Genomic DNA, 25909 nt, shown 5'->3' with positions numbered 1-25909 from the left:
GGAATCTCCAGAATTAAGCGACAAAGTAACCGGTGAGCTGATAGCCAAATAGCAGGAAACCTGCACTCATCATGGCCACGTTGGCGGTGTAGGCGTGCCGGAAAAAGCCGTCGGTCTTCCGCCAGAAACTGATCGCAATCAGGATCATGGCGAGGGCGATGAGCTGTCCGATTTCCACGCCCACGTTGAAGGCGAGGAGGTTCGGAATCAGGCCATCCGGCGAGATGTCGTACTCGATAATCTTCGTGGAGAGACCGAAACCGTGGAAGAACCCGAAAATCAGCGTGGCGGCCTTGGTATTGGGTTGGAAGCCAAACCAGCGCTGATAGGCACCGATGTTGTCCAGTGCCTTGTACACGATGGACAGACCGATAATCGCATCAATGATGTAGCTATTGATGCCCACGTTGAAGTACACCCCGAGCAACATCGTTGTGGAATGCCCGAGGGCAAACAGGTTCACGTAGATCGCGATGTGCTTCATCTGGTAGAGGAAGAAAATGACACCCAGCAGGAACAGCAGGTGGTCATAGCCGGTGACCATGTGTTTGGCCCCGAGATAGGTGAAGGCGATGAGGTTTACACCGGTAATTTCCTGGATGTACCCCTTGTCGCCCTGGGCGACTGCGTGGGCGAGCACATCGGTACTCATCCCCAGCAAGCCCAGGGTCAGAAATATCCAAAACAGACGACTGCCGGTGCCCGTTGAGGACAGGCCACGGCAACCGCCAAGCAAGCTTGACAACATATAGACTCCAATCACATTTGTTTTCTTGGGCCGCTCCAGCGGCAAGAATCAAGTAGGAAGGGAGGCTTTTGGAGGGCGTTCGAGCCGATAGCGCAAACTGCGGGGAGAACCTCCGGCAAATGGAATGGCCTGCCGGAAAATGGTCGGGCTTTGGGAAACGAATGGAACCTTCAGCTGGTCAACGGTCTCGTGTGTATGGTTCCCAGCATCGTGGTGCAGTGAAGGTGACTCTGGTTCTTCGTCGAAATCGTGAGTGTGTCCGTGTCCACCGTGACTGCCATGGTGGCCGTCCGACTGAAACTCCCAGTCGCCCGCTATCTCAACCACACCGTGAGAGAACGACTCGCCAATCACCGACAGTGACAGGCCCGCCAATGCGAACAACATAACGAGCGTCGGAAGCAGTTTTCTCCGGTGAATGGCGGAAATCATCTATCGGATACGTCGAGTCTGTGGTTGGATATCATTGGACACAAAGGATACCAGCTCCCCCAAGAGGGATAGAAATTAAACATGGTAAAGCTACCACAACCGTTCAATTTTAGACCGTTTCACTGATGCCCCCATGCTTGAGATTCTGAAACACCGAACCTATCGCCATTTGTTCCTGGCCCAGGTGGTTGCATTGCTGGGTACCGGGCTGGCGACGGTGGCATTAAGCCTGCTGGCGTTTGACCTGGCCGGAGATCAGGCGGGACAGGTGCTCGGCACCGCCATGGCGATAAAAATGGTCGCTTATGTCTTGATAGCCCCGCTGGCGTCGGCCCTGGCAGAGAACATACCTCGTCGTGCTCTGCTGGTCTCCCTGGATGTGGTTCGAGCGGCGACGGCGCTGGCTTTGCCTTTCGTTACCGAAGTGTGGGAAGTGTACGTGTTAATTGCTGTCCTTCAGTCGGCTTCGGCGGCCTTTACACCAACCTTTCAGTCTACGATTCCGGAGACTCTCCCAGATGAGGATGACTACACCAAGGCGCTGTCGCTCTCCCGGCTGGCATACGATCTGGAAAACCTTATAAGCCCGGCACTCGCGGCGTTGATTCTGCTTGCTACCAGCTGGCAGGCGTTGTTTTCGGGCACGGTGATCGGGTTTATCGCATCAGCCTTGCTTGTAGTGTCCGTTGCTTTGCCATCTAGGACCAAATCAGAGAAACGTCGCGGCGTTTATGATCGAGCAAAGGCCGGATTCAAAATTTTCATGGCAACACCTCGCCTACGGGGCGTAATGGCCCTGAACCTCGTTGTCAGCCTTGCAGGAGCCATGGTAATCGTAAATACGGTTGTGTTGGTCCAGGGACGCTTCGGCCTCACTGAGCAGCACACAGCCATGGCTTTTGCGGCCTTTGGGGGCGGATCCATGTTGGCTGCATTGGCGTTACCAGCTCTCTTGAAGCGCTGGCAGGACCGGCAAGTCATGCTGACAGGCGGGTGGATTCTAATTTCCGGGTTGATTCTCGCACTGGCGTTGGATTCACTGGCGTGGCTATTACCCGTGTGGGGTTGGCTCGGCGTAGGTTTCTCGACGGCTCAAACCCCCATTGGCAGAGTCCTTACGAGGTCGTCGCATGCTGAAGACAGGCCAGCTCTGTTTGCCGCCCAGTTCTCTTTGTCGCATGCCGGATGGTTGGTCGCGTATCCATTAGCTGGGTGGCTGGGGTCTACTGCGGGTATGACCGTTACTCTGTTGGTACTTCTAGGGCTTGCTCTCGGAGGGCTGATTCTTGCGTTGAAGCTGTGGCCCTCCGTTGATCCGTCAGAACGCTGGCATAACCACGTGGATCTGCCAGGCGACCATCCTCATGTTGCAAACGCCTCTAACTCGGGAGTTCACCGTCACAACTATGTCATTGATAGCCTGCATCCTAAATGGCCGGATTGAGATTGCATGGGATGCTGCGAATGTCCGCTTTTGTTTAGAGGCGACCGGCAATTACGCGTTGAAAGAAGCCCAGGTCAACAGCAGTTTTTGCCTCATCTTTTCCCAGCCCAAGCGCCTTGGCGTGCTGGCCAATTTCCTTAGCCATGAACAGCACAACCAAACGGGACTTCGAATCAGCTGCATGCGCCAAAGGTCCCAGTGAAGCCAGGAAGGACGCCAGCACAAAAATTGTCATTTTTCGAACCTCGAATATGTCTCCAGAAAAGCGACCGAGGGTAAATGGTATACAGGACTAATTGGTTTGCTCTACTCCGAACATTCAGTGACCCTGGTTATGAGCGACACGTATTCAAAAAGTCACGGAGCCACGCCGCTTCAGTCTGTGTGGGTTGCAGCCCATACTGTTTGATGATCCGAGAGAACCGGGCGACATACTGACACTGACCCGACGGCGGCAGCCACTGATCCGGTCCTTTGGCGCCCTTACTGCGGTTCAGGCCCGCCTCGACTGGCCACAGGTTCACGGGGTCATTAGCAAAGCGCTCTCGTTTTTCGTCACTCCAATCGTCGGCCCCATGCGCCCAAGACCAGGCCAGCGGTACCACGTGGTCGATGTCGATATCCCCGGCATTCTGGATAACCTCGCCGGTGAACGGGCTGATCCAACGCCCTGTGGTTACCCGGCATCGGTCATCGTCATCAGCAAACCGGACGGTGGTCGTGGAGGTTGCAACTAGGGCTTCGGCCCGGCTGTCCTGGCAATCCCCATCGGCGTCGTCCCAGCCGTGACCGAACGCAGACCGGGTGTATTCCTTGCGGCCACCAGAGCGCGTCTGGCGGTCGCTGAGCGATGCCAATGTAATTCCGTTGGGCAGTCGACCGTCCGCCTCGAGGCACGCTTCAACAGAGTCGTAGGCGGTGTAGTTCTCCGTACGCTCATACCAGCTGCTTTCTGGCGGGTGACAAATGCCCGACGACGTTTTCTTGACCGTCTCTGCCACCGCAGGTGTGACCCCGATGACCCACCACAAAGCCAGTACCAAACACTGGAAATACCTCACCGACTGCTCCTTTCATCCGTAACCGTTTGAATTCATGGGCATAGTAAAGCGTGTGGCTGCGCGTGTCTCGCTGTAGGAAATGTCTTAACGGTTTTGCAGTAATATCGACTTATCCTAGGCACCAACAGCATAGATACTGTCGACGAGCCGTTTGATCAGGACGGTCGAGGCTCAGCGCCGGCACGGATGCCAGGCAAACGCGACACCTGCCGAGTGGTGTGACGCGCCGGGGAGAGGCCTGGCTTCCTTTCTCGCCTCGCCTTCGTCACCATAACCTCAGATTATGCGCAACGAAATGGCCTTGCTTTTTTGAGACCATCGCTCCCGACCTACGTCACCCAGAAATGATCAAAACGGCCAACTTTTATGGCTCTCGGACAGGTTGTTAGCAGAAAGTACACATCGCTACAATCATGAACGCCCCATACAACTGACTCCATGCTCGACTCTATAGGACGATCAAGCCAATTGCGCCCACTCGCCCGCTGCTATACTCCCACCATCCACCTCAGGACAGAACGATCAACCCCAAGGAGACATTCATGAGTGACCTGAAAGCCAAGTTCGACGAAGCGGTGAACTACATCCAGTCCGCTGAAGGCGATTTCAAACCGTCCAATGAGATGAAGCTGGAGTTCTATGCCCTGTACAAGCAGGCCACCGAGGGCGATGTCTCGGGCAAGCGGCCGGGTATGATGGATTTTGTCGGGCGTGCCAAGTATGACGCGTGGGAGAAGCTGAAGGGGATGTCGAAGGACGATGCGATGCAGCAGTATGTGGATAAGCTTGAGGCACTGAAGTAAGGGTGAAGTTGGGGTCAGAAGAAAGCTTTCTTCTGACCCCGGAGTTATAGCCCCTTTTTGATGGCCGCTGATCAGAATGCCGGGACGACGGCACCTTCGTATTTCTCCATGATGAAGTCCTTCACGGCTTCGGACTTCAGCGCGGCGGCCAGTTTCTGCATGGCTTCGCTGTCTTTGTTGTCCGGGCGGGCAACGAGGATGTTCACGTACGGAGATTCGGAGCCTTCGATCACCAGCGCATCTTCAGACGGGTTCAGGCCCGCTTCCAGCGCGTAGTTGGTGTTGATCAAAGCCAGGTCGACCTGGTTCAGGATGCGCGGCAGGGTTGCGGCTTCCAGTTCCTTGAAGTCCAGGTTTTTCGGGTTCTCGGCGATGTCACGCGGGGTCGCGGTGATCTTGCTGGCGTCCTTCAGTTTGATCAGTCCAGCTTTCTGCAGCAGGAGCAGGGCACGGCCACCGTTGGTCGGATCGTTCGGGATCGCGACGACGGCACCGTCTTCCAGTGCGTCCAGGGAATCGATCTTGCTGGAGTAGGCGCCGAACGGCTCAACGTGAACGCCGGTCACGGTGACCAGGTTGGTGCCACGGCCTTCGTTGAACTCGTCCAGGTACGGCTGGTGCTGGAAGAAGTTGGCGTCCATCCGCTTCTGGTCCACCTGGATGTTGGGCTGGATGTAGTCGGTGAAGACTTTCACGTCCAACTCTACGCCCTGCTCAGCCAGGGTCGGCTTCACGAACTCCAGGATTTCCGCGTGGGGAACCGGAGTTGCGGCTACGGACAGCTCCTCGGCGGACGCGGCAACGGAAAAAGTGGCGGCTGCGGCAAACACGGCCAGGGTCTTCTTGAAGTTCATCATGTGTTCTCCTGTTTGAGAGACATCGAAGTTAGATAGTCCTGCTGGCTCGGGCCGCCGACGGGCGCTGCCTCCCGAAAACGTGGAGCGCCAGGGACGGCGCGACCGAGCCCTACAGGGATGTATTCACGGGCGTTTTTCGGGAGGCAGCGCCCGTCGGCGGCCTCCCCCAAACTCTGACGGCTACTTACGACTGAAATACAGAACCAGACGGTCACCGACCATCTGCAGCACCTGAACGAAAATCACCAACAGGGCCACAGTAATCACCATCACGTCGGTCTGGAATCGCTGATAACCGAAGCGGATGGCCAAATCACCCAGGCCGCCGCCACCGATGACGCCGGACATCGCGGCATACGACACCAGGGTAATGGCGGTCACCGTAATACCGGCAATGATGCCCGGCAGCGCCTCGGGCAGCAAAGCCCCGAAGATGATCTGGCGCACGTTGGCGCCCATGGCCTGGGTGGCTTCGATGATGCCCCGGTCCACTTCCCGCAGCGAGGTTTCCACCAGGCGGGCGAAGAAGGGCGCGCCACCGGCCACCAGCGGCGGGATGGCACCGGCGACCCCCAGCGAGGTGCCGATAAGCATGACGGTGAACGGAATCATCACGATCAGAAGGATGATGAACGGCACCGATCGCAGCACGTTCACGACAAAAGACAGCACGGCATAAGCCACCGGCTGCTCCAGCAGCTGGCGCTTGCCGGTCAGGAACAACAGCACCCCGATGGGCAGGCCGATCAGCACGCTGAACAGCAGGGACATGCCCACCATGACCAGGGTATCCCAGCTGGCCCAGCCGATTTCGCTCCAGTCGACGTTACTCAGTAAGGCTTCCATCAGCGCAGCACCTCCACATGGACGTCAGCGGCTTCGAATTCCTGCATGGCCACGTTCAGGTCACCGCCGACCAGGGACAGGGTCAGCTGGCCGTAGGGGGTATCCTTGATGTGGTCGATGCGCCCGGACAGGATGCTGAAATCCACCCCGGACTTGCGGGCCACGCTGCCCAGCAGCGGCTGGTAGGTGGACTCGCCCTTGAAGGTCAGGCGCAGGATGCGGCCATTGGCTTTCTGCAGGTCTTCCTGCAGTTCCTCGTGGTCGATGCTCTCGCTCTCGAATACAAAATCCCGGGTAGTGGGATGCTGCGGGTGCAGGAACACCTCGCTGACCGGCCCCATTTCCACCACACGGCCGGCGTCCATCACCGCCACGCGGTCGCAAACGCGGCGCACCACGTCCATCTCGTGGGTGATCAGTACGATGGTCAGGCCCAGCTCGCGGTTGATGTCCGCCAGCAGTTTCAGGACCGACTGGGTGGTCTGCGGGTCCAGGGCGCTGGTGGCTTCGTCACACAGCAGGATGGTCGGGCGGCAGGCGAGGGCACGGGCAATGCCCACTCGCTGCTTCTGCCCACCGGAGAGCTGGGACGGGTACTTGTTGGCGTGATCGGTGAGGCTGACCCGCGCCAGCAGTTCCTCGACCCGCTCCCGGATCTCGGTTTTCGAATAGATGCCGGCCAGCTTCATCGGGAAGGCGATGTTGTCCGCCACGGTCTTGGAGGACAGCAGGTTAAAGTGCTGGAAGATCATGCCCACCTTGCGGCGGAAGGCCCGGAGCTCGGACGGGTTATAGCCGGTGATGTCTTCGTCGTCGATCAGGATGCGGCCGCCGGAGGGTGGCTCCAGCAGGTTGATCAGACGCACCAGGGTGGACTTGCCCGCCCCGGAGTGACCGACGATGCCGAATACCTCGCCGGTTTCGATGGTCATATCGGTCGGGTGCAGCGCGGGGATCGCCCGGCCACCTACCTGATACGACTTCTGTACCTGGTCAAATACAATCACAGTCAGCGCCTTGTGGGTGCAGCGTTAAAAGCCGCCGATTATAGCGCAATCAGTGACCAAACCCGAATGGGAATGAATTACGAACCGTGGCGAGGGCATGGGTAAATGCCCTTATAACCACGGTCCGAATTGCCGGTGCGAGCCTACAGTGAGTAAAGCTTGGTCACGTGCAGGATCGGTCCGGTGGGCGCACCGGTCGGCGAACCACCCCGGGGCTCCAGACTGATGGCCAGGGTCCGGCTCCGGGACAGCGCCTCGCGGGCCTCGTCACTCAGCCGGACCTGGTGAACGCCGCCAGCGGGAATGACGCCCAGGGAGAGCGGCTGACCGTTCTCCGGCACCACCCACAGCTCGTAGTCCTTCCCGGCCTCTGCCGCGCTGGCAGCGACCGAGCGCAGTTTCAGCAGGTTCTCGGCGCCGGATTCACTGACCAGCCAGAGCGGGTCTTCCAGGTTTGCCTGCACGATGGCGCCGGAGAGCTGCTCCCCGGTCGGGCGGGGCTGCTGGACCAGCACAACCGCCAGAACCAGTACCGCCGCCGTCGCCAACATGCTCCAGCTCGGCCAGAACCAGCGGCCGAGGCCGCGAACCGTGTTGTCAGCGGGTTGTTCCGCACCCCACAGCCTGCGCTCGATGTTTTTCCAGACCGAAGCGGGAGGCTGGTTCTCGGGGACGTCCTCGGCCAGACCTCCGAGCTTTTCTTCCCAGAACCAGACTTCCTGACGCACCCGGCCCGATTCCATCATCCACTGTTCAAAACGGCGGCGGGCGGCGCCCCTGAGGGAGCCGAGAACATATTCCGCCGCCAGTGCTTCAATGCGTTCCGGTGTCTTTTTCATTGTTCAAGGCACCTTTTCAAAGCCATCAGCCCGCGCCTGATCCAGCTCTTCACGGTGCCGATGGGAGAGCTCAGGGCCTGGGCCAGCTCTTCATGGGTAAAGCCACGGTAATAGGACAACAGGATGCTGTCACGCTGAACGTCCGATAACTCATCGAGGCAACCGGTCAGCTTTTCGGCACCGGCTTCACGCAGGGAAAATTCCAGCGGCCCCTCGCGGCCATCGTCGAGATCATGCAGATCGTCATCGCTGGTGGCCTGCCGCGCCTTGCGGGCCCGGACGAGATCCAGGGTCCGGTAGCGGGCAATGGTCATCATCCAGCTCAGGGGTGCGCCCCGGTCACTGTGGTATTCACCGGCGCGGTGCCAGATCTGGATAAAGGCGTCCTGGAGCGCCTCCTCCGCCAGCTCCCGCTGCCCGGCAAGCCTGAGGCACAGCCCGAACATGCGCGCTGCGATGCTTTCATACAGTTCCTGGAAGGCCCGTCGATCCTGCTGGGCAATCTTCATCAGCAGCCGCATGAGCTGATCCTGATCGGCATCGGTCTGTGCCATACCTACCCCTTTTTATCCTGGTTATCTTCGGGTAATACGCGGCAGCCGGCTTGAGGGATGCACGCCCGGGGCATTCCGGAATTTTTTATTCGGTTGTGCATCTGTCCGGTGTGCTCGCCCGTTACCCCCAGTGCAACACCACAAAATAATTGCCTGAGGAGAACGGGATGAACAACGTACTAAAACGGTCCGGCCTCACGGTTGCTGTCGCCAGCGCTGTGCTGACTGCGGGCCTGAGCGAGGCCTCGAGCCACCGGGAGGCTCCGTTCATCACGGAAGTGCCCAAGGTCGATGGTACCGACTTCTACATGTTTCGCAGCTACGAATCCGGCCGTGAAGGATTTGTGACCCTTATTGCCAATTATCTGCCCCTGCAGGATGCCTACGGCGGCCCGAATTACTTCGACCTGGACGACGACGCCATCTACGAGATCCATGTGGATAACGATGGTGACGCAGTAGAGGATCTGACGTTCCGGTTTGAGCTCCAGGACGTTCTGAACGACATACAGCTGCCGGTGGGTCCCGACGGCGCCACTGAAATAGTCTCTGTCCCGCTGAAGAACATCGGCGACGCGACCGACAACGCCAATGTCCAGCTTCGCCAGGAGTACAGCGTGAAGGTTGTTACCGGTGACCGGAATACCGGCACGGTGCAGACCGCGACCAACGTGAGCACCGGTACCGAGACCTTCGCCAAGCCGCTGGATAACATCGGCGCGAAGTCGTTCGCCGACTATGCAGCCTATGCAAACCAGCATGTGTTCGGCATCGACATCCCGGGCTGTAACACCAACGGCAGGGTTTTCGTCGGCCAGCGCAAAGAGGCGTTTGCCGTCAACCTGGGCGAAATCTTTGACCTCGTGAATACCAACCCGCTCGGCGCACGCAACGGCGAGGGGCCTGGTGATCTGGCAGACAAGAACGTCACCTCGTTGGCGCTGGAAGTCCCGACGGACTGCCTGACCGGTTCAGCCGTGAACTCGAACGGTCAGCCGGTGATCGGTGCCTGGACCACGGCCAGCGTGCGTCAGGCCCGTGTGCTCAATCCTGCGCCTTCTGCGGACGGCAAGGGGGCAACCGTCGAGGGTGGCGCCTACACCCAGGTTTCCCGTCTGGGCATGCCGCTCGTGAATGAGGTGGTGATCGGCCTCAAGGACAAGGATCGTTTCAATGCCAGTGAGCCCAGGGATGATGGCCAGTTCCTGACCTATGTGACTCATCCGACCTTGCCGGAGCTGCTGGAAGTTCTGTTCCCGGTGCAGGCGCCCAATAATTTCCCGCGGAACGATCTGATTACGGCCTTCCTGACCGGGGTACCGGGGGTCAATATGCCGGTGGGCGTGACCGCTTCCGAAATGCTGCGCCTGAACCCCGCCATCGCGGCGACGCCGCTGGACTCCCAATCCGATCTGGGCGTGCTCGGTGGCGATAATGCGGGCTTCCCGAACGGCCGTCGGCCTTATGACGATACCGTCGATATCGCATTGCGAGTCGCGATGGGTGTACTGGCCGACCCGGCCGATGCGCCAGATGGCGGACTTGCCTACACCGACGGCGTCCAGCTGGCCGCAGATCCGGCGACCTTGCCGGCGGACTACGAGGTCTTCCCTTACCTGGCAACACCGATTGCAGGTTCACCCAACGAGTAAGAGGTGCGAGCCATGAGAACGCTACTCCGATTAACCGCCGTTGGGTTATTGGCAGCCGGTCTGAGCGCCTGCTCTGGCAGTTCCGGCAACGGCCGACCGGAACCGTCTGTGGACTTCACAACCTTCGTGAAGGCCCAGATTGCCGCCACCGGCACCGTGAAGGCGCCGGTCGCCATCAACCCGGTCGCCTTCAGCTTTAACGACCAGAATAACCCACAGGCCTATGACGATCTTTTCCGTTAACACCAAAGGCAGCCGGACACGACCTGGCCAGTGTCCGGCGACCTTCCTCCCTGCCTTTCGGGGCAGGGCTTTTTGGTTTGGGCTCGGCCTCGCTGGCCTGTTGTTGTCTCCACACCCCTTGCAGGCAGCGACGAGCCCAATCCAAAGCGATTTTTCGGACGACGCGGTGCTGGCGACCCTGCCAGAGGCTCCGCCGGTGCCCGAACAACTCCCGACTTCGGCAACTGAACTCGCGGATCGGGTTCAGGATCTTATCGGGCAGGCACGCGGTACTGGCGACCCCCGCTATCTCGGGTACGCCGAACGGCTTTTCCAGCGATGGCCCGAGTCCCCCCTCAATGATCGCCTGCTGGTACTCCGGGCCACGCTCTACCAGAGCCTGCACCGGTTCGAGCAGGCGCGGGAGGATCTTGCCGTTGTGCTGGAGCGCAGCCGCAACCGCCAGCACCGGATTCAGGCCCGCCTGACCCTGGCCAACCTGGAAACCGTACAGGGCCGCTACCCCGAGGCGGCACACCAATGCCGTCAGCTGACCCGCCAGTATCCGGGTTTGATCGCTGCGAGTTGCTCCGCCCAGGTTACCGCCAGGACCGGCGAGCCGGAAGCCGCGTATCGGGCACTCGAGACGTTGTTGGCAGACGCCGATAGCGAGAGCCCGACGGCCCGGCTCTGGGCAGAGGGAACCCTCGGAGACATCGCAGCGCAACTGGGCTGGACGGTGGCGGAAAAGCACTGGCAACAGGTGCTGTCGGCCTCGCCCTCCGATCTCTACACCCGGGCACAACTTGCCGACTGGCACCTTCAGAAAGGCAACCATCGGGAGGTGCTGGCGCTCACCGAGGGCCATGAGCGAGTGGATTCGCTGGCGGTCATTCGCGCCATCGCCATGCTCCGCAGCCATCATCCCGACCAGGATACCCTGATCCGACAACTCCGGGAGCGCTTCAGCGAAGCCCAATGGCGCGGGGCGTTGCTGCATCAGCGCGATTATGCCCGCTTCCTGCTGGATGTGGAGGCCCGGCCCGGGCAGGCGCTGGAACAGGCCCGGGACAACTGGCGATCCCAGCGCGAACCCCTGGATACCCGGCTGCTGTTACGCGCCGCGCAGGCCGCCGGAAATCCGGACACGCTCGCGATTCTGCGCCAGTGGCTGAAACATCACGGGCAAACCGATGCCCGCTATCCGGAGGACGCTTCGTAATGGCACCCGGACTCACGAAACCGTGGCTACTGCTACTGGCAGTCCTGCTCCTGAGCACCCCCGCCCTGGCCCATAAGGCCAGCGACAGCTTTCTCTACCTGGATTCCGGCACGGGTGAACTGCGGATCGATGTGGCCCTGCGGGACCTTGCCCTGCTGGTGCCGCTGGACCAGAACCAGGATCGGCAAATCACGGGCCGGGAGGTTCGCAGCCAACGCGCGGCCATCACCCGAACGGTGGAAGCCGGGTTTGAGGTCCTGGCCAGGTCCGGTGCTTGCCGTCTTCAGGGTCTGGAGTGGGGCCTGAGCCGTCACAGCGACGGTCGCTATGCGGCGGCACGTTACCGGATCAACTGTCCGGCTGGAGAGTATCCCGAACAGCTCCGCTATTCGCTGCTGTTTGACCGGGACAGCCTCCACAGGGGACTGGTCCGGATCAGCTCGGATTCCGGCTCCACCCTTGCAGTGCTCTCCCCGGACCGGAACACGTTACAATTGGTCCCCGGCTCCTCCCGACCACTGGAGACCTTCACCACGTTTCTTGTGGAGGGCGTGATTCATCTGCTGATCGGACTGGATCACATCCTGTTCCTGCTGGTTCTTGTCCTGCCGGTCAGCCTGATGGCCAAAGACACCGGGAACGGCACTGCCAGAGCCCGGATTCTCCGGCTCGCCGGAATCGTCACCGCCTTCACCGTCGCTCACTCCATCACGCTGGCACTGGCGGCCCTGGACCTGGTGACCCTGCCCATCGCCTGGGTCGAGACCGTCATCGCAGTGTCCATTGCCGTCGCGGCAGTGAACGTGATCTGGCCCGTGCTTGGCCAGAAAACCTGGAAGCTGGCGTTCGCCTTCGGCCTGATACACGGTTTTGGCTTTGCGAGTGTACTGGGGGATCTGACCAATGGTGTGTCAGACATGGCCCTGGCGCTGGCCGGATTCAACCTGGGTGTCGAGGTGGGGCAGCTGGGGCTGCTGGCACTGGGCTTCCCGGTTTTGTATCTGCTCTCGCGCTGGCAGCTTTACCAGCGCGCTGTCGTGCCGGTCCTGCTGCTGGCTGTGGTGAGCACAAGTCTGGTCTGGGCAGCCGAGCGGGCAGCCGCTATCTGACAGGGAGTGCGGCAGCGGTTGCCCGCCACCGCAACACCGGGCCTCAGTGCAGGGCGCGCATCTGGCGCGGGTAAAGTGCGGCGCTTACCTCGGGTTCCTCGAGGAGGTCCGCCAGTTCACGATCCACTTCGGTTTCCTCACCCTCGGCCGGTAACGGCTCAAAGAGCGTATTCAGCCAGGCGGTGACCGATGGCGCTTCGTCCCGCCGGTAGTCCGTGGACAGCGCCTTGATCCGGCGAAAGCCGATAATGCGCTGGTGGCGTGGATCCCGGATCTGCTCAAAGCCCCGCCAGTACACGTGGTCCCGCGTGTGGAGCTGAACAAACAGGGTGTCGATGGGGCCGCCTGAATCGTCGTCCGCGGCGGCTTCGGTTGTTGTCTCGTTTGCTTCGCCTTCTTCGGTTTTTTTCTGGCGAATGGTGGTCCAGGCCGGGTAGAGCACCGCGACAGCGTCTGCCTCCACGTGCTCACGTGCAGCACGGAGAATCAGTCCCCAGCGGGCCTTGTCGGCATCGGTTTCAAGGGAGTTAATGGGCAAGTCGTAGCTTTGTTCACTGGACAGGACAATTGCCATCATCGGGGCGTCCAGCTCCCCCATGGCCTCGGCCTGTGCTACTGATACCAGTTCGTCGATTGCCATCGGTTGGTTCATAAGACGCTCGCCTCCTCGATGCCATCTGGTGGGTCAGGAAGAACATGCCTTCCTGACTCACAGCATAGCCTGTTCCACATACAAAGATAAACGTGGAGTTGAGAAGACCGGATCACAACCCCCTCAGAATGCATCCTCCAGGCGTTCATAGTGGCTGAACCAGGGCGAAGCCTCCTCCAGCTGTGAGGCCAGCTGGAACAGTACGTCCTCACCGCCGTGAGGCGCCCCGAACTGAACCCCGACCGGCAACCCTGACAACGTCCAGTGCAGGGGCACCGACATGGCCGGGGTGCCGGTCAGGTTAGCCAGCTGGGTGAACGGAGTGCGTGCCAGGCTTTCCAGGGCCATCTGGTCGACCTGACCGGAACGGTGCACCAGTCGCCCCGCCCTCAATGCCAGCATCACCTTCGCGGCAAACCGGAGGTGGGCCGGCGTCTCAAGCTCGCCGATGCGGGCCGGCAACTGGCCCGTGGTCGGGCACAGGTAGAGGTCATAACGCTCGAAGAAAGTCCCCAGTGCCCGGGCGAAATCATTCCATTGCTGGCGGCGCTGGACATAATCCGGCAACGGCATGGTCCGGCCGAGCATATCGATCAGCCGGGTATCAAGCTCGAAGTCCCGGTTGGTGGCCCCAATCTGCTCCCGGGCCCGGGCCATGAGGACGGAAACCTCGCCGAAATACAGCCCGAGATAGCAACGGGCCAGGGCCATGCCATCGAATTCCGGCTTGGCGTATTCGACGATGTGGCCCATCCTTTCCAGGGTCCGGGCGGTCTCTTCCACTGCCGCGATGCAGTCGGGGGCAACCTCGGTGTCGTACGGGGAGTCGGTGAACACACCAATCCGCAGACGGCCCGGAGATTTCTGCATCAGCTCCGAGTAGGATGCCTCCGGAGGCGCGATGGCAAAAGGATCGCCCTGAACAGGTCCGGCCAGCACATCAAGCATCGCAGCACTGTCGCGCACGGTGCGGGTCACCACGTGGTCGGTGGAAGCTCCGGTCCAGGCTTCTCCCATGTATGGACCACTGGAAACGCGCCCCCGGGACGGCTTGAGGCCGAACAGCCCGTTATAGGCTGCCGGGATGCGAATGGAGCCGCCGCCGTCATTGGCACCCGCCATGGGCACGACACCGGCGGCCACGGCAGCACCGGAACCTCCGCTCGAACCGCCGGGAGTAAGGTCGACGTTCCAGGGGTTACGGCTGGGGCCCCAGAGTTCCGATTCGGTTACCCCTTTCAGGCCGAACTCCGGGGTCGTGGTTCGCCCCAGGAACACCAGGCCACCCTGGCCGGCTCGTCGGGTAAACTCGGAATCGACCGGGGCGATGTTGTTTTTCAGCCCTCGACTGCCATAGCTGCACGGATGGCCGGCCTGTTCCTGGGCCAGGTCCTTGAGCAGGAAGGGTACTCCGCTGAACGGGGCGGATTCGGTAAACTTCTGCTCGAGAGCTTCCGAGAACTGGGGATGACAGATGGCGTTGAGGGTCCCGTTAACCCGGGTTGCCCTCTCTATGGCCGCCTCGCAAACCTCGCGGGCACGAACCTCGCCACGGTCGATCAGGCCGGCGAGAGCGGTAGCATCAAGTTTCTGATACTCGGATTGCTTCATGATCACGTCCGTTTGTTATTGTGTTATCTGAATGGTGACGGGTATTACAGGTATGAACCGGAAAATCGGAAGCTTACGCCAGGCTGCGCTGTTTTTCATCCTGGTCCTGAAGGCCTTTTCAGCAACCGGAGCTGCGTCACAGGACGAGAGCGAAAACGATGGCTGGACCAGCGTTATCCGCGATTCGCCGTACTGGGTCAGTCAGGGGGTCTACCAGAACATTCAGACCATCCGCAGCTGGGTGCTTGCCGAGAACGCCTATTGCTCCGAAGCCAAGCGTCATATCCTGTTCGATATGCGCGGCCGGTTCCTGGGCTGGATCGCCAACGGTCCGGACAGTGCCAGCACCCAGAAAAAACTGAACGCGACCCGGCAATCCCTGCATGAGGAGGGGGAAGTGGATCGCTGGGTGGCCGGCAGCGAAGGGCAGACCGGCTATCCCTTCGCCCTTGCCTGCGACCAGCCGCACGTCAATTTGCCCGAAGCGCTCGCCCGTTACCTGGGCACTCTGCCCGCAGACCGGCTCTGGGGTCGATGGGACGACCTGAGCTTTGCCAGTAACGACCAGCCCGGTACCCTGCATGATGCCCTGATGTATGTTTACAACACCCGCCAGAAGCAGGGCCGACTGGAACTTCCAGCTGCCATGCCCCGGTACCTGGCCGGCCAGTTGCTGATCGAGAGCGGTGGCCAGACCCGGGCCCACTCCGCGGCAAATGCCCGGGGCATCCTGCAGCTTTCTCCGAGTGCGCTGTCTGACTGCGGCCTGAAGCCAACCAACTACTGGCATCGTCTGGCTCAGATTGACTGCGCTCTTCGGCTGTCCAGCCAGAATGCCCGGAATCTGCGGCCGGCTTTCGAATCCCGGTTCGGGCACCTGCCCGAGGACAAGAAAGACAGGCTGTTCACCCTTCTGCTGGTCCAGGCCTACCATGGCGGTGCGGCCCGCGTTCAGGCCCTGCTGGACGACGAAACCCTGGCCCGCCCGGCCGCGTATTTTGCCGAGCACCAGGAACGTTTCACCGCCGGCGATATCGCCTTTGGCATCGTGTTCCACAACCTTGGCCGGGATCGGCTCGGCCTGGCCTCACTTTACTATGTGGCCGATGTCCAGCTGGCAACCGAGGCTCTCTGCCGGAGCGCCGGCATCAAGACCTCGGACTTCTGCCAATGGAACTGACCCTGATTCCGGAATCCCTGGCTCCGGGGATTGCTGTTTTCCTGCTGGCCTGTTCGATCCTGACGTCAATGATTACCGCCAGCCTGGGTGCCGGCGGTGGCTTGCTGTTGCTGGTTCTGATGGCGGGCTGGCTGCCGCCGACGGCCATCATCCCGGTTCATGGCATGATCCAGCTGGGTTCCAACGCCGGCCGCATGGCACTGACCTGGAGGCATATCGACTGGAAAGTCATTGCCGCTTTCGCGCCGGGGGTTGCGGTCGGCGCCGGCATCGGTGCCTGGTTGCTGGTGAACCTTCCTGAGCACCTGTGGCAGCTGGCCATTGCGCTGTTCGTGCTCTATCTGTGCTGGGGGCCGGCTTTGCCCAGGGCGGCACTCGGCCATACCGGGGTATTCCTGGCCTCCGGGCTGACCAGTTTTGTCAGCCTTTTCGTTGGCGCCACCGGCCCCCTGGTTGCCGCCTTCATCAAACAGATTCACCGTGACCGTTTCGCGACAGTCGCCACGTTTGCCACCGCCATGACCCTGCAGCACCTGCCCAAAGCCATGGTGTTCGGCTTTGCCGGCTTTGTCTTTGCGGACTGGCTGATCTTCATTCTCGCCATGGTGGCGTTCGGCTTTGCCGGGACCTGGCTCGGGCTGCATGTACTCCGGTCCCTGGGCAACCGCTGGTTCACATTGATCTTCAACGTGATGCTCACGGCCCTGGCACTGCGACTGATCTGGCAGGGAGGAATAACAGCGGGGTGGTGGTCGGCTCCAGTCTAGTCCATCGACTCAGCCGGTTCGGGGGGTGCGGGCACCACGACCACGGTGTTCCGGCCCTGTGACTTGGCCACATAACAGCCTTCGTCGGCCCGGGCCACCACCTCGCGAGGGCCTGTGTCCCACGGGGTGAGGTCGGTGAGGCCAATGGATGCGGTAACGCCGAAGCTGCGACCATCACGCTCAATGCGCAGCGCCTCGACGCCAGCCCGTATCTTTTCCGCCAGTAACTCAGCGGGTTCGAGTCCGCAGGAAGGCAGAATCACTCCGAATTCGTCGCCGCCAAGCCTGGCGACGATATCCGAATGACGCACGGACTCACGGAGCAGGTGTGCCAGCTGGCGAAGCAGGTCATCGCCGAGCAAATGACCGCCCTGATCATTCACCGGTTTGAAGTGATCAAGGTCGATCAGCATAAGCACCGAGGGTACTTCGTCTCGGGCAGCGTCTCCCAGCAGCTTGACCAGATTTGCGGTGAAGGCACGGCGGTTCAGGACCTGGGTCAGGCTGTCATGGGTGGCCTCCCAGGACAGGCGCTGCTCTTCCCGACGGCGCTCGGTGTCATCCCTCAGTACAAACACCAGCTGTTCGTTGTGCAGGCCTTTACGGAGATGCAGCAATGCCAGATCGACATCCAGCTCGACGCCCCGACTGTTCCGCAAGACAGCATCGAGACTGTCGATGTCTTCGCCATTGAGGAAATCTTCTCGACTCCAGGGCTTACCATCCACACTGATCGTCACCATCTCGAACAGGTTTCGGTCAATGCAGTCGGCTTCTGACCCGACAAACCAGCAGGCCGCCCCATTCGCAAAACGGACAAGCCCATCCGCGTCGACCATCAGAACACCCTCCCGAAGGACGCCGAGAATGTTTTCCGCCCGCCTTTGCTCGTGATAAAGCCTTTCTGTGACGTTATTGAAGGTCTCCGCAACCCGGCGAATTTCCCGCCCCCCGGCCACGTCAACCGGGCTAAGCCTTGTCCCCCGATAGCGTTCCTCGATCTGTACCCCCAGCGTCTGCAGGGGAGCCATCAGTCGCCTGAACCCCCACAGGGCCAGGGGCACCACGATCAAAAAGGTCGCAAGAAGAATCCAGACAGAGATATCCCCGACTCGGGTGATGGGCGCATAAGCCTCCCTCGCCGGCCAGACCGCTGCCACGAACCAGGGCACCTGGGCCATTTGCCGAACCGAAATGATGCTCTCCTGCCCCGTGCTACTCCGGTCTTGAGTCGTTCCCTCAAAACCATTCAGGGCAGCGGTCATGGCAGGGTTATCCTCAGGTACCGGAACCATCACCTCCCCGGTAGCACCATGACTGACAATGATGCCGCGACGGCTGGCGAGCTTCAGGTAACCTGTTTGACCAATGCTGAGGCTGGCGAATTCTTCCATTAAGTTATCGCCTTCCAGGAGAATTGCACCGCCCAGAACGCCGATAAACCGCCCCTGGTGATTGAACACAGGGGCCGCGATCATCACTGCCGGTTTGTCCCGGTAGTTGGAAACGTAGGGTTCGCTGATCACTGGCGTCAATCGGCTGGAAACCCGCTGGAAGTATTCCCGGTGACTGACATCGAACCCGGTCTGCTCGTAGGCTTTCGGGTATTCCGCCCGCACCAGCCCCTCGCTATCGATGAGATACAGTCCGTCAAACTGGTGGTGTAGGGCGACCTGCTGCTGCACCAGTACCCGGGCGCGGCCCAAAAGCGCCGCCTCACTCATGGTGAGACTCTCCGCCACTTCAGTGAGGATGTTCAGCCGCTGGCCGAGTTTGACGTCCAGCTCCACCGCCACCAGTTCGGCAATGGTCGCCACCTGGTTTATGGCCTGTTGCTCCAGCTCGGCCCGGCTCAGCAGGGAGCCGGCGCCGGCGACGATCAGCGCAATCACCAAAGCAACACTGGCGACCAGAGCCACCGCCCGGTTTACCAGACTTCCGAACCACCGCTGGATCAGCACGACAGGCCAACTCCGTAGTCGTTTACCAAGGGTGCGATTGACTTCCCCTCGCGTACAAAGGATTCAATGGCCAGTTTAGCGAGCCTGAAACCTCCTGCAAAAGACCCTCCCAGGCCAATCGACAAGATTTAACAGATTTGAAATTTTACTGATAATCGTTATTATTTAGATCCAACTTTGACACCGAGGGAATTCCGATGTCCGATCCGGCTGATTTGGCCAGCTTCCCGTTCCTGCATGGCCCGATAGCGCAACTGGTTGATATGGGCGGCCCGGTCATGGTGGTGTTGCTCGCCCTCGCCGTCGTGGGGGTGGTAACGTTTTTCTATCTGATGCTGTCCGGGGCCTTGTACGCCCCGAGGTTGAACCGAGACCTCAAGCAAACGCTTAACCGCTGGGGGGACGACCCCAACGCCGTTGATCCTTTACACCTTCGTCAAAAGGCCGGATTCCGTGACCGGAAGAACCCGCTGTTTCATCTGGTTGCAGACACGATCGAAGCCTGCAAAAAGCGGCTCGACGGACAACAAATCAGGGAAACCGCAGCCCGGGATGCCCAGCACGCCCTGGAACCGTTCGAAGCACCGCTGAAAATCATTGAAGTGATTGCCGCCCTGGCCCCCCTGCTGGGCCTGCTGGGCACCGTCATGGGCATGATGGAAGCATTCAGCGCGATGGCTGCCACCGAGGGCCGTGCCAATGCCGCGCAACTCAGTGGAGGTATCTACGAAGCCCTCACCACCACCGCTGCGGGCCTGGTGGTCGCGATTCCCTTTGCCGCCCTGGCCGCCTGGATCGAATTCCGCCTGCGCCGGATTCACAAGACCATCAACAGCACACTGGTGACCGTGCTGAACATCGCGGAAGGCGCCACAGGTGAACCGCACCGGCCTCCGCAATCCGGCCAGCCTGACGAGGGCGGAAATGACTGGCCCCCTGAGGAAACCAGGCACTACGGCTTTACCGGAAAGCAGCGATTCGCTCATGCAACTGGTTGAGCCAAGACCCGGTCGGCCCATTCCGATCCGGATCACGCCGTTGATCGATGTGGTGTTCATCCTGCTGGTTTTCTTCATGCTCACCAGCCGGCTGTTGCCGGTCGGTGCGCTGGAACTCGCCAACGACACCAGCGACCGCAACGGCGCGAGTGGGGACCCCCTGCCTGCGCTGACGATCCTCAGTGGCGGCAATGTTCGGTGGAAAGAGCAGACCCTCAGACCGGATGAACTGGCAGCCGCACTGGACCGGCAAGGTATCGGCGAGGTCAATCTGAGCACAGAGGGGAACACACAGCTCTCCAGCTTCACCCGGATCCTCAGCCTGCTCGACCAGCAGGGCGTTACCACCCACTGGAAACGGACAGAACCGAAACAGCCATGACCCATCTGGTTCCGCCTCCGGCCACGTCCGGAAAGTCCCTGCTGGAGCGGGTGGAAGACGCCCTGTTGCCGCTCATCAATCTGGTTTTTCTCCTGTTGATGTTTTTCATCGTCGCCGGTCAGCTGGCCAATGAGCCGTTACCCGATTTGCCGGGTACAGCCGCCAGCGGTCAGGAACAGGCACCGGAGGCGGACCTGCAAGTCACGGGCACTGGCCACTGGCTTGCAGGGGGCAGGATCCTGGACGAGGACAGCCTGCTGGCAAGCCTCCCGCAACCGGGCACCGGACAGCCACTGCGTGTGGCGGCGGACGAGTCCGTCACCATGGATGAGCTCGAACGCCTGTTCCGGGTGTTGGAGGGGGGTGGTTACAAAGATGTCCTGCTCCTGACGGAGCCGGACTCATGAATCCAATTCGCCCCCTTCCGAAAGCAGGCCTGCTGATCATCGCCATACTGCTGACCTCGGGAGTCCTGGTATGGGCAGCGCCGCAGACGCCCCTCAACCTCAAACCCCTCGGTGAGGAGGCCATCAACCCCGCGCCGGCCATTCGCATCAGCCTTGCCGGCCCGCGGCCGGAGCCTGAAGAACCCGCAACTCCCCCGGAGCCGACGCCGGAACCCGAAGTTCAGCCCAAGCCCGAGCCTGAGCCTGAGCCTGAGCCTGAGCCTGAGCCTGAGCCTGAGCCTGAAGCGGAGCGTAGCCCGGTTGTCCCGGACCCGGAACCCCAACCTGAGCCTGCCCCCGAGGTAAACCAGGTGGTGAAAGCGAAATCGCCGGTCACAAGCCCAAGCCAGCAACAACCGGTAGCGTTGCAGAACGCCGGATCTTCATCAGAGGTGGACAACTACCTTTCCCGACTCAGCCGTCACCTCGCACGATTCTACGATTACCCCAGACGGGCCCGCCGGCTGGGACAGGAGGGCACGCCGGTGATCGTGTTCGAATTCCGACGCGATGGCAGTCTGATCCGCCATGAGCTGAGGGATTCTTCCGGGCATGAGTTGCTCGATGACGCCGCACTGCAGATGCTGGCGCGCGCTGCGCCTCTGCCCGAGGTTCCGGAGCGGATGCGGGGACAGAGCTTCCACTACGCGTTGCCGGTCCGGTTCCGGCTGCGCTGATTCCGGCGCAAAGCCCGCCTCGGCATGTTGCAAAATCGCTGGTGCCTGCACGCTTGAGGTGCAGGAACATCGCCCACACTCCTGGCAATGCACCGCGCCTGTCATCGGCGTTCTTTTTTCAACCTGTTGAAAACCCGTTTCTTTCCGGTAAAAACCGGGATCTGGCACGAACCCTGCTATTTCTCTCCCAGGCGAGGCCACTGGCGGCCCCGCCCACAGCGACAGAATTATTCAGACGACGGCGTCTTCCTGTTTCCGGTTCTACCGGTCAACGGGAGCGCCGTTTTTTTTCGTTCAGAGGGAAGCATTATGTCTTATATCGTGCCTTCGGAATTCGCCACCAAGATGGTCGATGCCGGTGAATCCAAGATCTATATGTCCACCCGGGATACACTCATTCGCGCTTTCATGGCCGGAGCTATCCTGGCTCTGGCAGCCGCCTTCGCAGTCACCGTAGCCGTCCAGACCGGCGTTTTCCTGATTGGTGCCCTGCTGTTCCCGGTGGGTTTCATCATGTTGTACCTGATGGGCTTCGACCTGCTGACCGGCGTTTTCATGCTGACGCCTCTGGCTTTGCTGGACAAGCGCCCCGGTGTGACCGTCAAAGCCATCCTTCGCAACTGGGGCTGGGTCTTCCTCGGCAATTTTGCCGGCGCACTCACCGTTGCCTTCTTGATGGCGTTTATCTTCACCTACGGCTTCAACACGGAGCCGGGAGCCATCGGTCAGAAGCTGGCCAGCGTTGGTGAGTCCCGGACCCTGGGTTATGCGGAATTCGGCCTGGCCGGATGGGTGACGATCTTCATCCGCGGCATGCTGTGCAACTGGATGGTGTCCATGGGCGTGGTCGGCGCCATGATCTCCACCAGTGTCAGCGGCAAATTCCTGGCGATGTGGATGCCGATCATGCTGTTCTTCTTCATGGGCTTCGAGCACTCGGTCGTCAACATGTTCCTGTTCCCCTCCGCCATGCTGATGGGTGGTGGCTTCTCTATCGCCGACTACTTCCTCTGGAACGAGATTCCGACCGCACTGGGCAACCTCGTAGGCGGTCTGGCCTTCACCGGGCTGACCCTGTATGTCACCCACGTACGCACGGCTCCGAAGCGCCAGGTTGCACCTGCCGCCATGGACAGTGCGGCCATGTCCTCCAGCCGTGCCTGATCAATGGCGACGGCCTGCTCAAAGACCGGCCTGCGTATCGCGGCCGGTCAGCATTCTTCAACGGGCCGAAAGCCGGTCAACCAGGATTTCCATGGTTTGTACCGGCCCAGGAACCATCAGCTGGTCACCAAAGGTATTGCTCTGGCCATCGCCGACGGCATCAGCAGCAGTACCGTCAGCCAGGAGGCCAGTGCCGCCGCCGTCACCGGTTTCCTGAGCGACTATTACTCCACCCCCGACACCTGGAGCACCCGGCAGTCCGCGGGCCGGGTCATCCGGGCCAGCAATGCCTGGTTGCATGCACAAACCCGCCAGAGCCGTTTCCGCTATGATCTGGATCGCGGCTATGTCTGTACGTTCAGCACGCTGATCCTGAAGTCCGCCACCGCCCACCTGTTCCACGTGGGGGATAGCCGTATTTACCGGCTCACAGGCGATCGTGCGGAACAGCTCACCACGGATCACCAGCTGTCCCTGTCCTCCGGGGAGGGTTACCTGACCCGAGCCCTCGGCCTGGATCACCACGTCGATATCGACTATCTCCGGTTGCCACTGGCGCCCGGCGATACCTTCATGCTCTCCACCGACGGCGTCCACGACCACCTTGGCGACCGGGACCTTGCCAACGTGGTGCGCGACCACGGGGACGACCTCGATGGCGCGGCCCGGGCCCTGGTGGATCTCGCGCTGGCCCGTGGTAGCCGGGACAACCTGACTGTCCAACTGGTCCGTGTTGAAGCGTTACCGCTGGTCCGCCAACGGGAGGAACTGCAACCGCAATGGCGGGATCTGCCATTTGTGCCGGAATTGCGGCCAGGGCAGGTGCTCGACGGATTCCGCATCATCCGGCAGCTGCACGCCAGCAGCCGGAGCCACGTTTACCTGGCTGTGGATGACACTTCGGGCGTGGAGGTTGTCCTCAAGTGCCCCTCACTGGAGCAGCGGTCGAATCCGGACTACCTCGCGCAGTTCCAGAGCGAGGAATGGATTGCCCGGCGGATAGACAGCCCCCACGTGGTCCGCCCCTTCGCCATCGATCGGGTCCGTTCCTGCGGTTATCTTCCCCTGGTCTACGTTCCCGGTCAGAGTCTTCGACAATGGATGCTCGATAACCCTCGCCCGGAACTGGAAACCGTGCGGGCCCTCGTGGAGCAGATTGCCGTCGCCGTGCGCGCGTTCCACCGGCTGGAGATGGTGCACCGGGACCTGAAACCCGAAAACATCCTGGTGGATGCCCATGGCGCGGTTACCCTGATCGACTTCGGGGCCACCCGGGTTGCCGGGCTCCAGGAACTGTGGGCAGAACCCGAGGCCGACTGGCCCCGGGGTGCCGCCCTGTACAGCGCTCCGGAATGTTTCCTGGGGGATCCCGGGACCTGGCAGAGCGACCAGTTTGCGCTGGGTGTGATCACCTACCAGTTGCTCACGGGTCAACTGCCCTACGGAGCAGAGATTCCGAAGACCCGCACGCTCGCCCAGCAGCGGCGCCTGCAGTACCGCCCGATCACGGGCTTCCGTAACGACGTGCCGGCATGGGTGGACCGGACCATTGCGCGCGCGGTCGCGATTGAACCCCACCGCCGTTACCGGGCGTTATCGCACTGGCTATTCGACCTGAGGCATCCCGCCGATGACTGGCAGGGAGGCCGTTCCGTACCGCTGATCGAGCGGCATCCGGTGGCATTCTGGCAAGGTATCTCGGCACTCTTGCTGGCGGGACTGGTCGCGGCGCTCATCCTCCCCGGGCAGTGAGCAAAATCCTGCCCAGCGGCAACGTCTCGCCCGCGGGTCGGGTGCAATCTTGCCCACGGGCACCAATCGATCCGGCCAAAATAATCATAGGCCATTGTTCTAATTTGGAATTATAAGTCTGGCACAGTGTTTGTTAACTCCGTACTGTCCAGGGAAACACCCGGGGACACACATTCATCAGACAGTCATGGAGCAGACTCATGCCAACCCCCTGTTATATCAGTATCGAAGGCCAGACCCAGGGCAACATCACCGCCGGAGCGTTCACCTCCGATTCCGTCGGCAATATCTACGTTGAAGGCCACGAGGACGAAGTCCTGGTTCAGGAATTCAGTCATGTGGTTACGGTACCGACCGATCCGCAGTCCGGTCAGCCATCGGGCCAGCGCGTGCACAAACCCTTCCGTTTCACCGCCGCCCTGAACAAGGCCACGCCGCTGATGTACAACGCCCTGGCATCCGGTGAAATGCTGCCCAAGGTGGAGCTCAAATGGTACCGCACCTCCGTGGAAGGCAAGCAGGAGCACTTCTTCTCCACCATCCTTGAGGATGCCACGGTCATCAACATCGACTGCAACATGCCCCACTGCCAGGATCCGGCCAAGGCCGAATTCACCCAGCTGGTGGAAGTGTCCCTGGCCTACCGGAAGGTGACCTGGGAACATGCCGTGGCCGGCACCTCCGGCGCGGACGACTGGCGTTCGCCGATCGAGGCCTGATCCCGGCGCCCGGAAACGGCTGGCTGAAGCGCCAGCCGTTTTCGTTTGTGCTACCTGCCGCCCCCCGTTACCATGATTACCTGAATAACAGGTTCATCATGCGCGACTCCTCAACTCCCCTGCATCAGATCGGCCAACTCATGTGCCAGGCCACCCGGGAAATTCTCTGGCAGCCGGCCGGAGAATGGCTGGGTAAGCGAGCCACTGGCGTTGCCTTGCACTGCCGGGTGGGGTCGGGGCAAGCGACGTACCATCGCTACGACTCCGGGAAAAAGGTGCACCTGATCAACTACGGCCTGAGGATGATTGCGGCCAAACAACGGCCAGAGACTGCCGAAGGCTGGCTGTCCACCCGGGAAATTCAGGGGCGCGGTTATTTCCGGGGTGAGCTGAGCCCTCTCAACCTCCTCGCCCACACCTGCTGCCACGAATTCGCGCATCTGGTTCAGTACAGCGCCGGCAAGCGCGCCTATGGTTCGGTCCATAACCGCCATTTCTACGACATTCTCGATCAGTTGCATGAGGATGGTGGCGCGAAAGCCACCCGCGACTTTCTGGCCCGGGAGGCGGATTCTCGGGGCCTGGATCTTCCGAGCGCCCCGTTTGCAGTGCCGGACAGCCGTATTCTGGCGAGAAACTGGCAGGTGGGCGATTCGGTCAGTTTCGGCGAAGGTGTCCGCCAGCACCATGGCCAGATTATCCGGGTCAACCGCAAGACCTGTACGGTGCAGACCAAAGGGCCGTCGCGGGGCAGCCGCTATCGGGTGCCTCTGTCCATGTTGCGTAAAAGCAACTAATGGCAGA

The 25909-nt window shown here is 60.9% G+C and carries 27 protein-coding genes; 16 read left to right on the top strand and 11 right to left on the bottom strand.

All coding sequences use genetic code 11. The features are described from left to right. Positions 1 to 13: 13 nt before the first annotated feature. The gene (locus MD273_RS12205; protein ID WP_239038065.1) at positions 14 to 748 is read right to left on the bottom strand and encodes a HupE/UreJ family protein; all 735 of its coding nucleotides are present in this window, start codon (positions 746 to 748) and stop codon (positions 14 to 16) included. Positions 749 to 1313: 565 nt separating this feature from the next. Between MD273_RS12205 and MD273_RS12200 the strand changes: the two genes are divergently transcribed. Next, positions 1314 to 2624, top strand: a complete 1311-nt coding sequence (locus MD273_RS12200) for an MFS transporter (RefSeq protein ID WP_239038064.1) — start codon at positions 1314 to 1316, stop codon at positions 2622 to 2624. A 34-nt stretch (positions 2625 to 2658) separates the two neighbouring features. Here the strand turns inward: MD273_RS12200 and MD273_RS12195 are convergent, their stop codons facing one another. Further along, complete coding sequence (locus tag MD273_RS12195) at positions 2659 to 2859, bottom strand: hypothetical protein (protein ID WP_239038063.1); 201 nt, start codon at positions 2857 to 2859, stop codon at positions 2659 to 2661. A gap of 97 nt (positions 2860 to 2956) precedes the next feature. Continuing rightward, on the bottom strand, positions 2957 to 3685 hold the full coding sequence (locus MD273_RS12190) for an HNH endonuclease family protein (RefSeq protein ID WP_239038062.1): 729 nt from the start codon (positions 3683 to 3685) through the stop codon (positions 2957 to 2959). 542 nt (positions 3686 to 4227) lie between these two features. On the opposite strand from MD273_RS12190, the gene MD273_RS12185 reads away from it, so the two are divergent. Further along, the gene (locus MD273_RS12185) at positions 4228 to 4488 is read left to right on the top strand and encodes an acyl-CoA-binding protein (protein WP_239038061.1); all 261 of its coding nucleotides are present in this window, start codon (positions 4228 to 4230) and stop codon (positions 4486 to 4488) included. Positions 4489 to 4559: 71 nt separating this feature from the next. Here MD273_RS12185 and MD273_RS12180 read toward each other — a convergent pair whose 3' ends face one another. The 5 genes from MD273_RS12180 to MD273_RS12160 all read right to left on the bottom strand — a co-directional run bounded on the left by MD273_RS12180 (position 4560) and on the right by MD273_RS12160 (position 8591). Further along, positions 4560 to 5342, bottom strand: coding sequence for a MetQ/NlpA family ABC transporter substrate-binding protein (locus MD273_RS12180; RefSeq protein WP_239038483.1), 783 nt, complete (start codon positions 5340 to 5342; stop codon positions 4560 to 4562). A 183-nt stretch (positions 5343 to 5525) separates the two neighbouring features. After that, entirely contained in the window at positions 5526 to 6191 is a 666-nt protein-coding gene (locus tag MD273_RS12175; protein WP_239038060.1) for a methionine ABC transporter permease, read from the bottom strand. Further along, positions 6191 to 7198 carry a methionine ABC transporter ATP-binding protein gene (locus MD273_RS12170; protein WP_239038059.1) on the bottom strand — a complete coding sequence of 336 codons (1008 nt, stop codon included), beginning with the start codon at positions 7196 to 7198 and terminating at the stop codon, positions 6191 to 6193. Before MD273_RS12170 ends, MD273_RS12175 begins: the two co-directional genes overlap by 1 nt. 143 nt (positions 7199 to 7341) lie before the next feature. Beyond that, complete coding sequence (locus MD273_RS12165) at positions 7342 to 8037, bottom strand: anti-sigma factor (RefSeq protein WP_239038058.1); 696 nt, start codon at positions 8035 to 8037, stop codon at positions 7342 to 7344. Further along, positions 8034 to 8591, bottom strand: a complete 558-nt coding sequence (locus MD273_RS12160; protein WP_239038057.1) for a sigma-70 family RNA polymerase sigma factor — start codon at positions 8589 to 8591, stop codon at positions 8034 to 8036. Before MD273_RS12160 ends, MD273_RS12165 begins: the two co-directional genes overlap by 4 nt. Positions 8592 to 8758: 167 nt before the next feature. On the opposite strand from MD273_RS12160, the gene MD273_RS12155 reads away from it, so the two are divergent. From MD273_RS12155 to MD273_RS12140, 4 genes are all read left to right on the top strand, one after another. Next, on the top strand, positions 8759 to 10243 hold the full coding sequence (locus MD273_RS12155) for a DUF4331 domain-containing protein (RefSeq protein ID WP_239038056.1): 1485 nt from the start codon (positions 8759 to 8761) through the stop codon (positions 10241 to 10243). A gap of 12 nt (positions 10244 to 10255) precedes the next feature. After that, on the top strand, positions 10256 to 10486 hold the full coding sequence (locus MD273_RS12150; RefSeq protein ID WP_239038055.1) for a hypothetical protein: 231 nt from the start codon (positions 10256 to 10258) through the stop codon (positions 10484 to 10486). A 166-nt stretch (positions 10487 to 10652) separates the two neighbouring features. After that, positions 10653 to 11687, top strand: coding sequence for a tetratricopeptide repeat protein (locus tag MD273_RS12145; RefSeq protein WP_239038054.1), 1035 nt, complete (start codon positions 10653 to 10655; stop codon positions 11685 to 11687). Then, a complete protein-coding gene (locus MD273_RS12140) occupies positions 11687 to 12796 on the top strand; it encodes a HupE/UreJ family protein (RefSeq protein WP_239038053.1) in 1110 nt (369 codons plus the stop codon). Before MD273_RS12145 ends, MD273_RS12140 begins: the two co-directional genes overlap by 1 nt. A gap of 43 nt (positions 12797 to 12839) precedes the next feature. Here MD273_RS12140 and MD273_RS12135 read toward each other — a convergent pair whose 3' ends face one another. Then, on the bottom strand, positions 12840 to 13448 hold the full coding sequence (locus MD273_RS12135; RefSeq protein WP_239038052.1) for a hypothetical protein: 609 nt from the start codon (positions 13446 to 13448) through the stop codon (positions 12840 to 12842). Between the two features lie 123 nt (positions 13449 to 13571). Further along, the gene (locus MD273_RS12130; protein ID WP_239038051.1) at positions 13572 to 15059 is read right to left on the bottom strand and encodes an amidase; all 1488 of its coding nucleotides are present in this window, start codon (positions 15057 to 15059) and stop codon (positions 13572 to 13574) included. A gap of 52 nt (positions 15060 to 15111) precedes the next feature. Here MD273_RS12130 and MD273_RS12125 point away from each other — a divergent pair, with 52 nt between their 5' ends. Continuing rightward, positions 15112 to 16239 (top strand): lysozyme family protein, encoded by a 1128-nt coding sequence (locus tag MD273_RS12125; RefSeq protein WP_239038050.1) that lies wholly within the window; start codon positions 15112 to 15114, stop codon positions 16237 to 16239. Beyond that, positions 16230 to 17006, top strand: coding sequence for a sulfite exporter TauE/SafE family protein (locus MD273_RS12120; protein WP_239038049.1), 777 nt, complete (start codon positions 16230 to 16232; stop codon positions 17004 to 17006). Before MD273_RS12125 ends, MD273_RS12120 begins: the two co-directional genes overlap by 10 nt. Here the strand turns inward: MD273_RS12120 and MD273_RS12115 are convergent. Continuing rightward, complete coding sequence (locus MD273_RS12115) at positions 17003 to 18967, bottom strand: sensor domain-containing diguanylate cyclase (protein ID WP_353050312.1); 1965 nt, start codon at positions 18965 to 18967, stop codon at positions 17003 to 17005. The genes MD273_RS12120 and MD273_RS12115 overlap by 4 nt on opposite strands. 197 nt (positions 18968 to 19164) lie before the next feature. Between MD273_RS12115 and MD273_RS12110 the strand changes: the two genes are divergently transcribed. The 8 genes from MD273_RS12110 (at position 19165) to MD273_RS12075 (ending at position 25902) form a co-directional block, all read left to right on the top strand. Next, positions 19165 to 19965 (top strand): MotA/TolQ/ExbB proton channel family protein, encoded by an 801-nt coding sequence (locus MD273_RS12110; protein ID WP_239038048.1) that lies wholly within the window; start codon positions 19165 to 19167, stop codon positions 19963 to 19965. Further along, positions 19952 to 20347, top strand: coding sequence for an ExbD/TolR family protein (locus MD273_RS12105; RefSeq protein WP_239038047.1), 396 nt, complete (start codon positions 19952 to 19954; stop codon positions 20345 to 20347). Before MD273_RS12110 ends, MD273_RS12105 begins: the two co-directional genes overlap by 14 nt. Further along, a complete protein-coding gene (locus tag MD273_RS12100; RefSeq protein ID WP_239038046.1) occupies positions 20344 to 20754 on the top strand; it encodes an ExbD/TolR family protein in 411 nt (136 codons plus the stop codon). Before MD273_RS12105 ends, MD273_RS12100 begins: the two co-directional genes overlap by 4 nt. Further along, on the top strand, positions 20751 to 21470 hold the full coding sequence (locus tag MD273_RS12095; protein WP_239038045.1) for an energy transducer TonB: 720 nt from the start codon (positions 20751 to 20753) through the stop codon (positions 21468 to 21470). Before MD273_RS12100 ends, MD273_RS12095 begins: the two co-directional genes overlap by 4 nt. A gap of 309 nt (positions 21471 to 21779) precedes the next feature. Continuing rightward, positions 21780 to 22634, top strand: a complete 855-nt coding sequence (locus MD273_RS12090) for a formate/nitrite transporter family protein (RefSeq protein ID WP_239038044.1) — start codon at positions 21780 to 21782, stop codon at positions 22632 to 22634. Positions 22635 to 22637: 3 nt separating this feature from the next. Further along, entirely contained in the window at positions 22638 to 24386 is a 1749-nt protein-coding gene (locus tag MD273_RS12085; protein ID WP_239038043.1) for a bifunctional protein-serine/threonine kinase/phosphatase, read from the top strand. Positions 24387 to 24586: 200 nt separating this feature from the next. Then, on the top strand, positions 24587 to 25105 hold the full coding sequence (locus tag MD273_RS12080; protein WP_239038042.1) for an Hcp family type VI secretion system effector: 519 nt from the start codon (positions 24587 to 24589) through the stop codon (positions 25103 to 25105). A gap of 98 nt (positions 25106 to 25203) precedes the next feature. Next, complete coding sequence (locus MD273_RS12075; RefSeq protein ID WP_239038041.1) at positions 25204 to 25902, top strand: hypothetical protein; 699 nt, start codon at positions 25204 to 25206, stop codon at positions 25900 to 25902. Positions 25903 to 25909: the final 7 nt, after the last annotated feature.

It is taken from the genome of Marinobacter sp. C7 (assembly GCF_022343555.1).
Lineage (GTDB): Bacteria > Pseudomonadota > Gammaproteobacteria > Pseudomonadales > Oleiphilaceae > Marinobacter.
This window is presented reverse-complemented; position numbering and strand designations above follow the sequence as displayed.

What these genes read in the sequence shown, in the direction of transcription:
- MD273_RS12075 (WP_239038041.1), top strand. Translation starts at nt 25,204, where the DNA reads ATGCGCGACTCCTCAACTCCCCTGCATCAGATCGGCCAACTCATGTGC.
- MD273_RS12205 (WP_239038065.1), bottom strand. Translation starts at nt 748, where the DNA reads ATGTTGTCAAGCTTGCTTGGCGGTTGCCGTGGCCTGTCCTCAACGGGC.
- MD273_RS12200 (WP_239038064.1), top strand. Translation starts at nt 1,314, where the DNA reads ATGCTTGAGATTCTGAAACACCGAACCTATCGCCATTTGTTCCTGGCC.
- MD273_RS12090 (WP_239038044.1), top strand. Translation starts at nt 21,780, where the DNA reads ATGTCTTATATCGTGCCTTCGGAATTCGCCACCAAGATGGTCGATGCC.
- MD273_RS12150 (WP_239038055.1), top strand. Translation starts at nt 10,256, where the DNA reads ATGAGAACGCTACTCCGATTAACCGCCGTTGGGTTATTGGCAGCCGGT.
- MD273_RS12080 (WP_239038042.1), top strand. Translation starts at nt 24,587, where the DNA reads ATGCCAACCCCCTGTTATATCAGTATCGAAGGCCAGACCCAGGGCAAC.
- MD273_RS12120 (WP_239038049.1), top strand. Translation starts at nt 16,230, where the DNA reads ATGGAACTGACCCTGATTCCGGAATCCCTGGCTCCGGGGATTGCTGTT.
- MD273_RS12085 (WP_239038043.1), top strand. Translation starts at nt 22,638, where the DNA reads ATGGCGACGGCCTGCTCAAAGACCGGCCTGCGTATCGCGGCCGGTCAG.
- MD273_RS12100 (WP_239038046.1), top strand. Translation starts at nt 20,344, where the DNA reads ATGACCCATCTGGTTCCGCCTCCGGCCACGTCCGGAAAGTCCCTGCTG.
- MD273_RS12110 (WP_239038048.1), top strand. Translation starts at nt 19,165, where the DNA reads ATGTCCGATCCGGCTGATTTGGCCAGCTTCCCGTTCCTGCATGGCCCG.
- MD273_RS12105 (WP_239038047.1), top strand. Translation starts at nt 19,952, where the DNA reads ATGCAACTGGTTGAGCCAAGACCCGGTCGGCCCATTCCGATCCGGATC.
- MD273_RS12125 (WP_239038050.1), top strand. Translation starts at nt 15,112, where the DNA reads ATGAACCGGAAAATCGGAAGCTTACGCCAGGCTGCGCTGTTTTTCATC.
- MD273_RS12095 (WP_239038045.1), top strand. Translation starts at nt 20,751, where the DNA reads ATGAATCCAATTCGCCCCCTTCCGAAAGCAGGCCTGCTGATCATCGCC.
- MD273_RS12175 (WP_239038060.1), bottom strand. Translation starts at nt 6,191, where the DNA reads ATGGAAGCCTTACTGAGTAACGTCGACTGGAGCGAAATCGGCTGGGCC.
- MD273_RS12180 (WP_239038483.1), bottom strand. Translation starts at nt 5,342, where the DNA reads ATGAACTTCAAGAAGACCCTGGCCGTGTTTGCCGCAGCCGCCACTTTT.
- MD273_RS12140 (WP_239038053.1), top strand. Translation starts at nt 11,687, where the DNA reads ATGGCACCCGGACTCACGAAACCGTGGCTACTGCTACTGGCAGTCCTG.
- MD273_RS12135 (WP_239038052.1), bottom strand. Translation starts at nt 13,448, where the DNA reads ATGAACCAACCGATGGCAATCGACGAACTGGTATCAGTAGCACAGGCC.
- MD273_RS12130 (WP_239038051.1), bottom strand. Translation starts at nt 15,059, where the DNA reads ATGAAGCAATCCGAGTATCAGAAACTTGATGCTACCGCTCTCGCCGGC.
- MD273_RS12165 (WP_239038058.1), bottom strand. Translation starts at nt 8,037, where the DNA reads ATGAAAAAGACACCGGAACGCATTGAAGCACTGGCGGCGGAATATGTT.
- MD273_RS12160 (WP_239038057.1), bottom strand. Translation starts at nt 8,591, where the DNA reads ATGGCACAGACCGATGCCGATCAGGATCAGCTCATGCGGCTGCTGATG.
- MD273_RS12185 (WP_239038061.1), top strand. Translation starts at nt 4,228, where the DNA reads ATGAGTGACCTGAAAGCCAAGTTCGACGAAGCGGTGAACTACATCCAG.
- MD273_RS12155 (WP_239038056.1), top strand. Translation starts at nt 8,759, where the DNA reads ATGAACAACGTACTAAAACGGTCCGGCCTCACGGTTGCTGTCGCCAGC.
- MD273_RS12195 (WP_239038063.1), bottom strand. Translation starts at nt 2,859, where the DNA reads ATGACAATTTTTGTGCTGGCGTCCTTCCTGGCTTCACTGGGACCTTTG.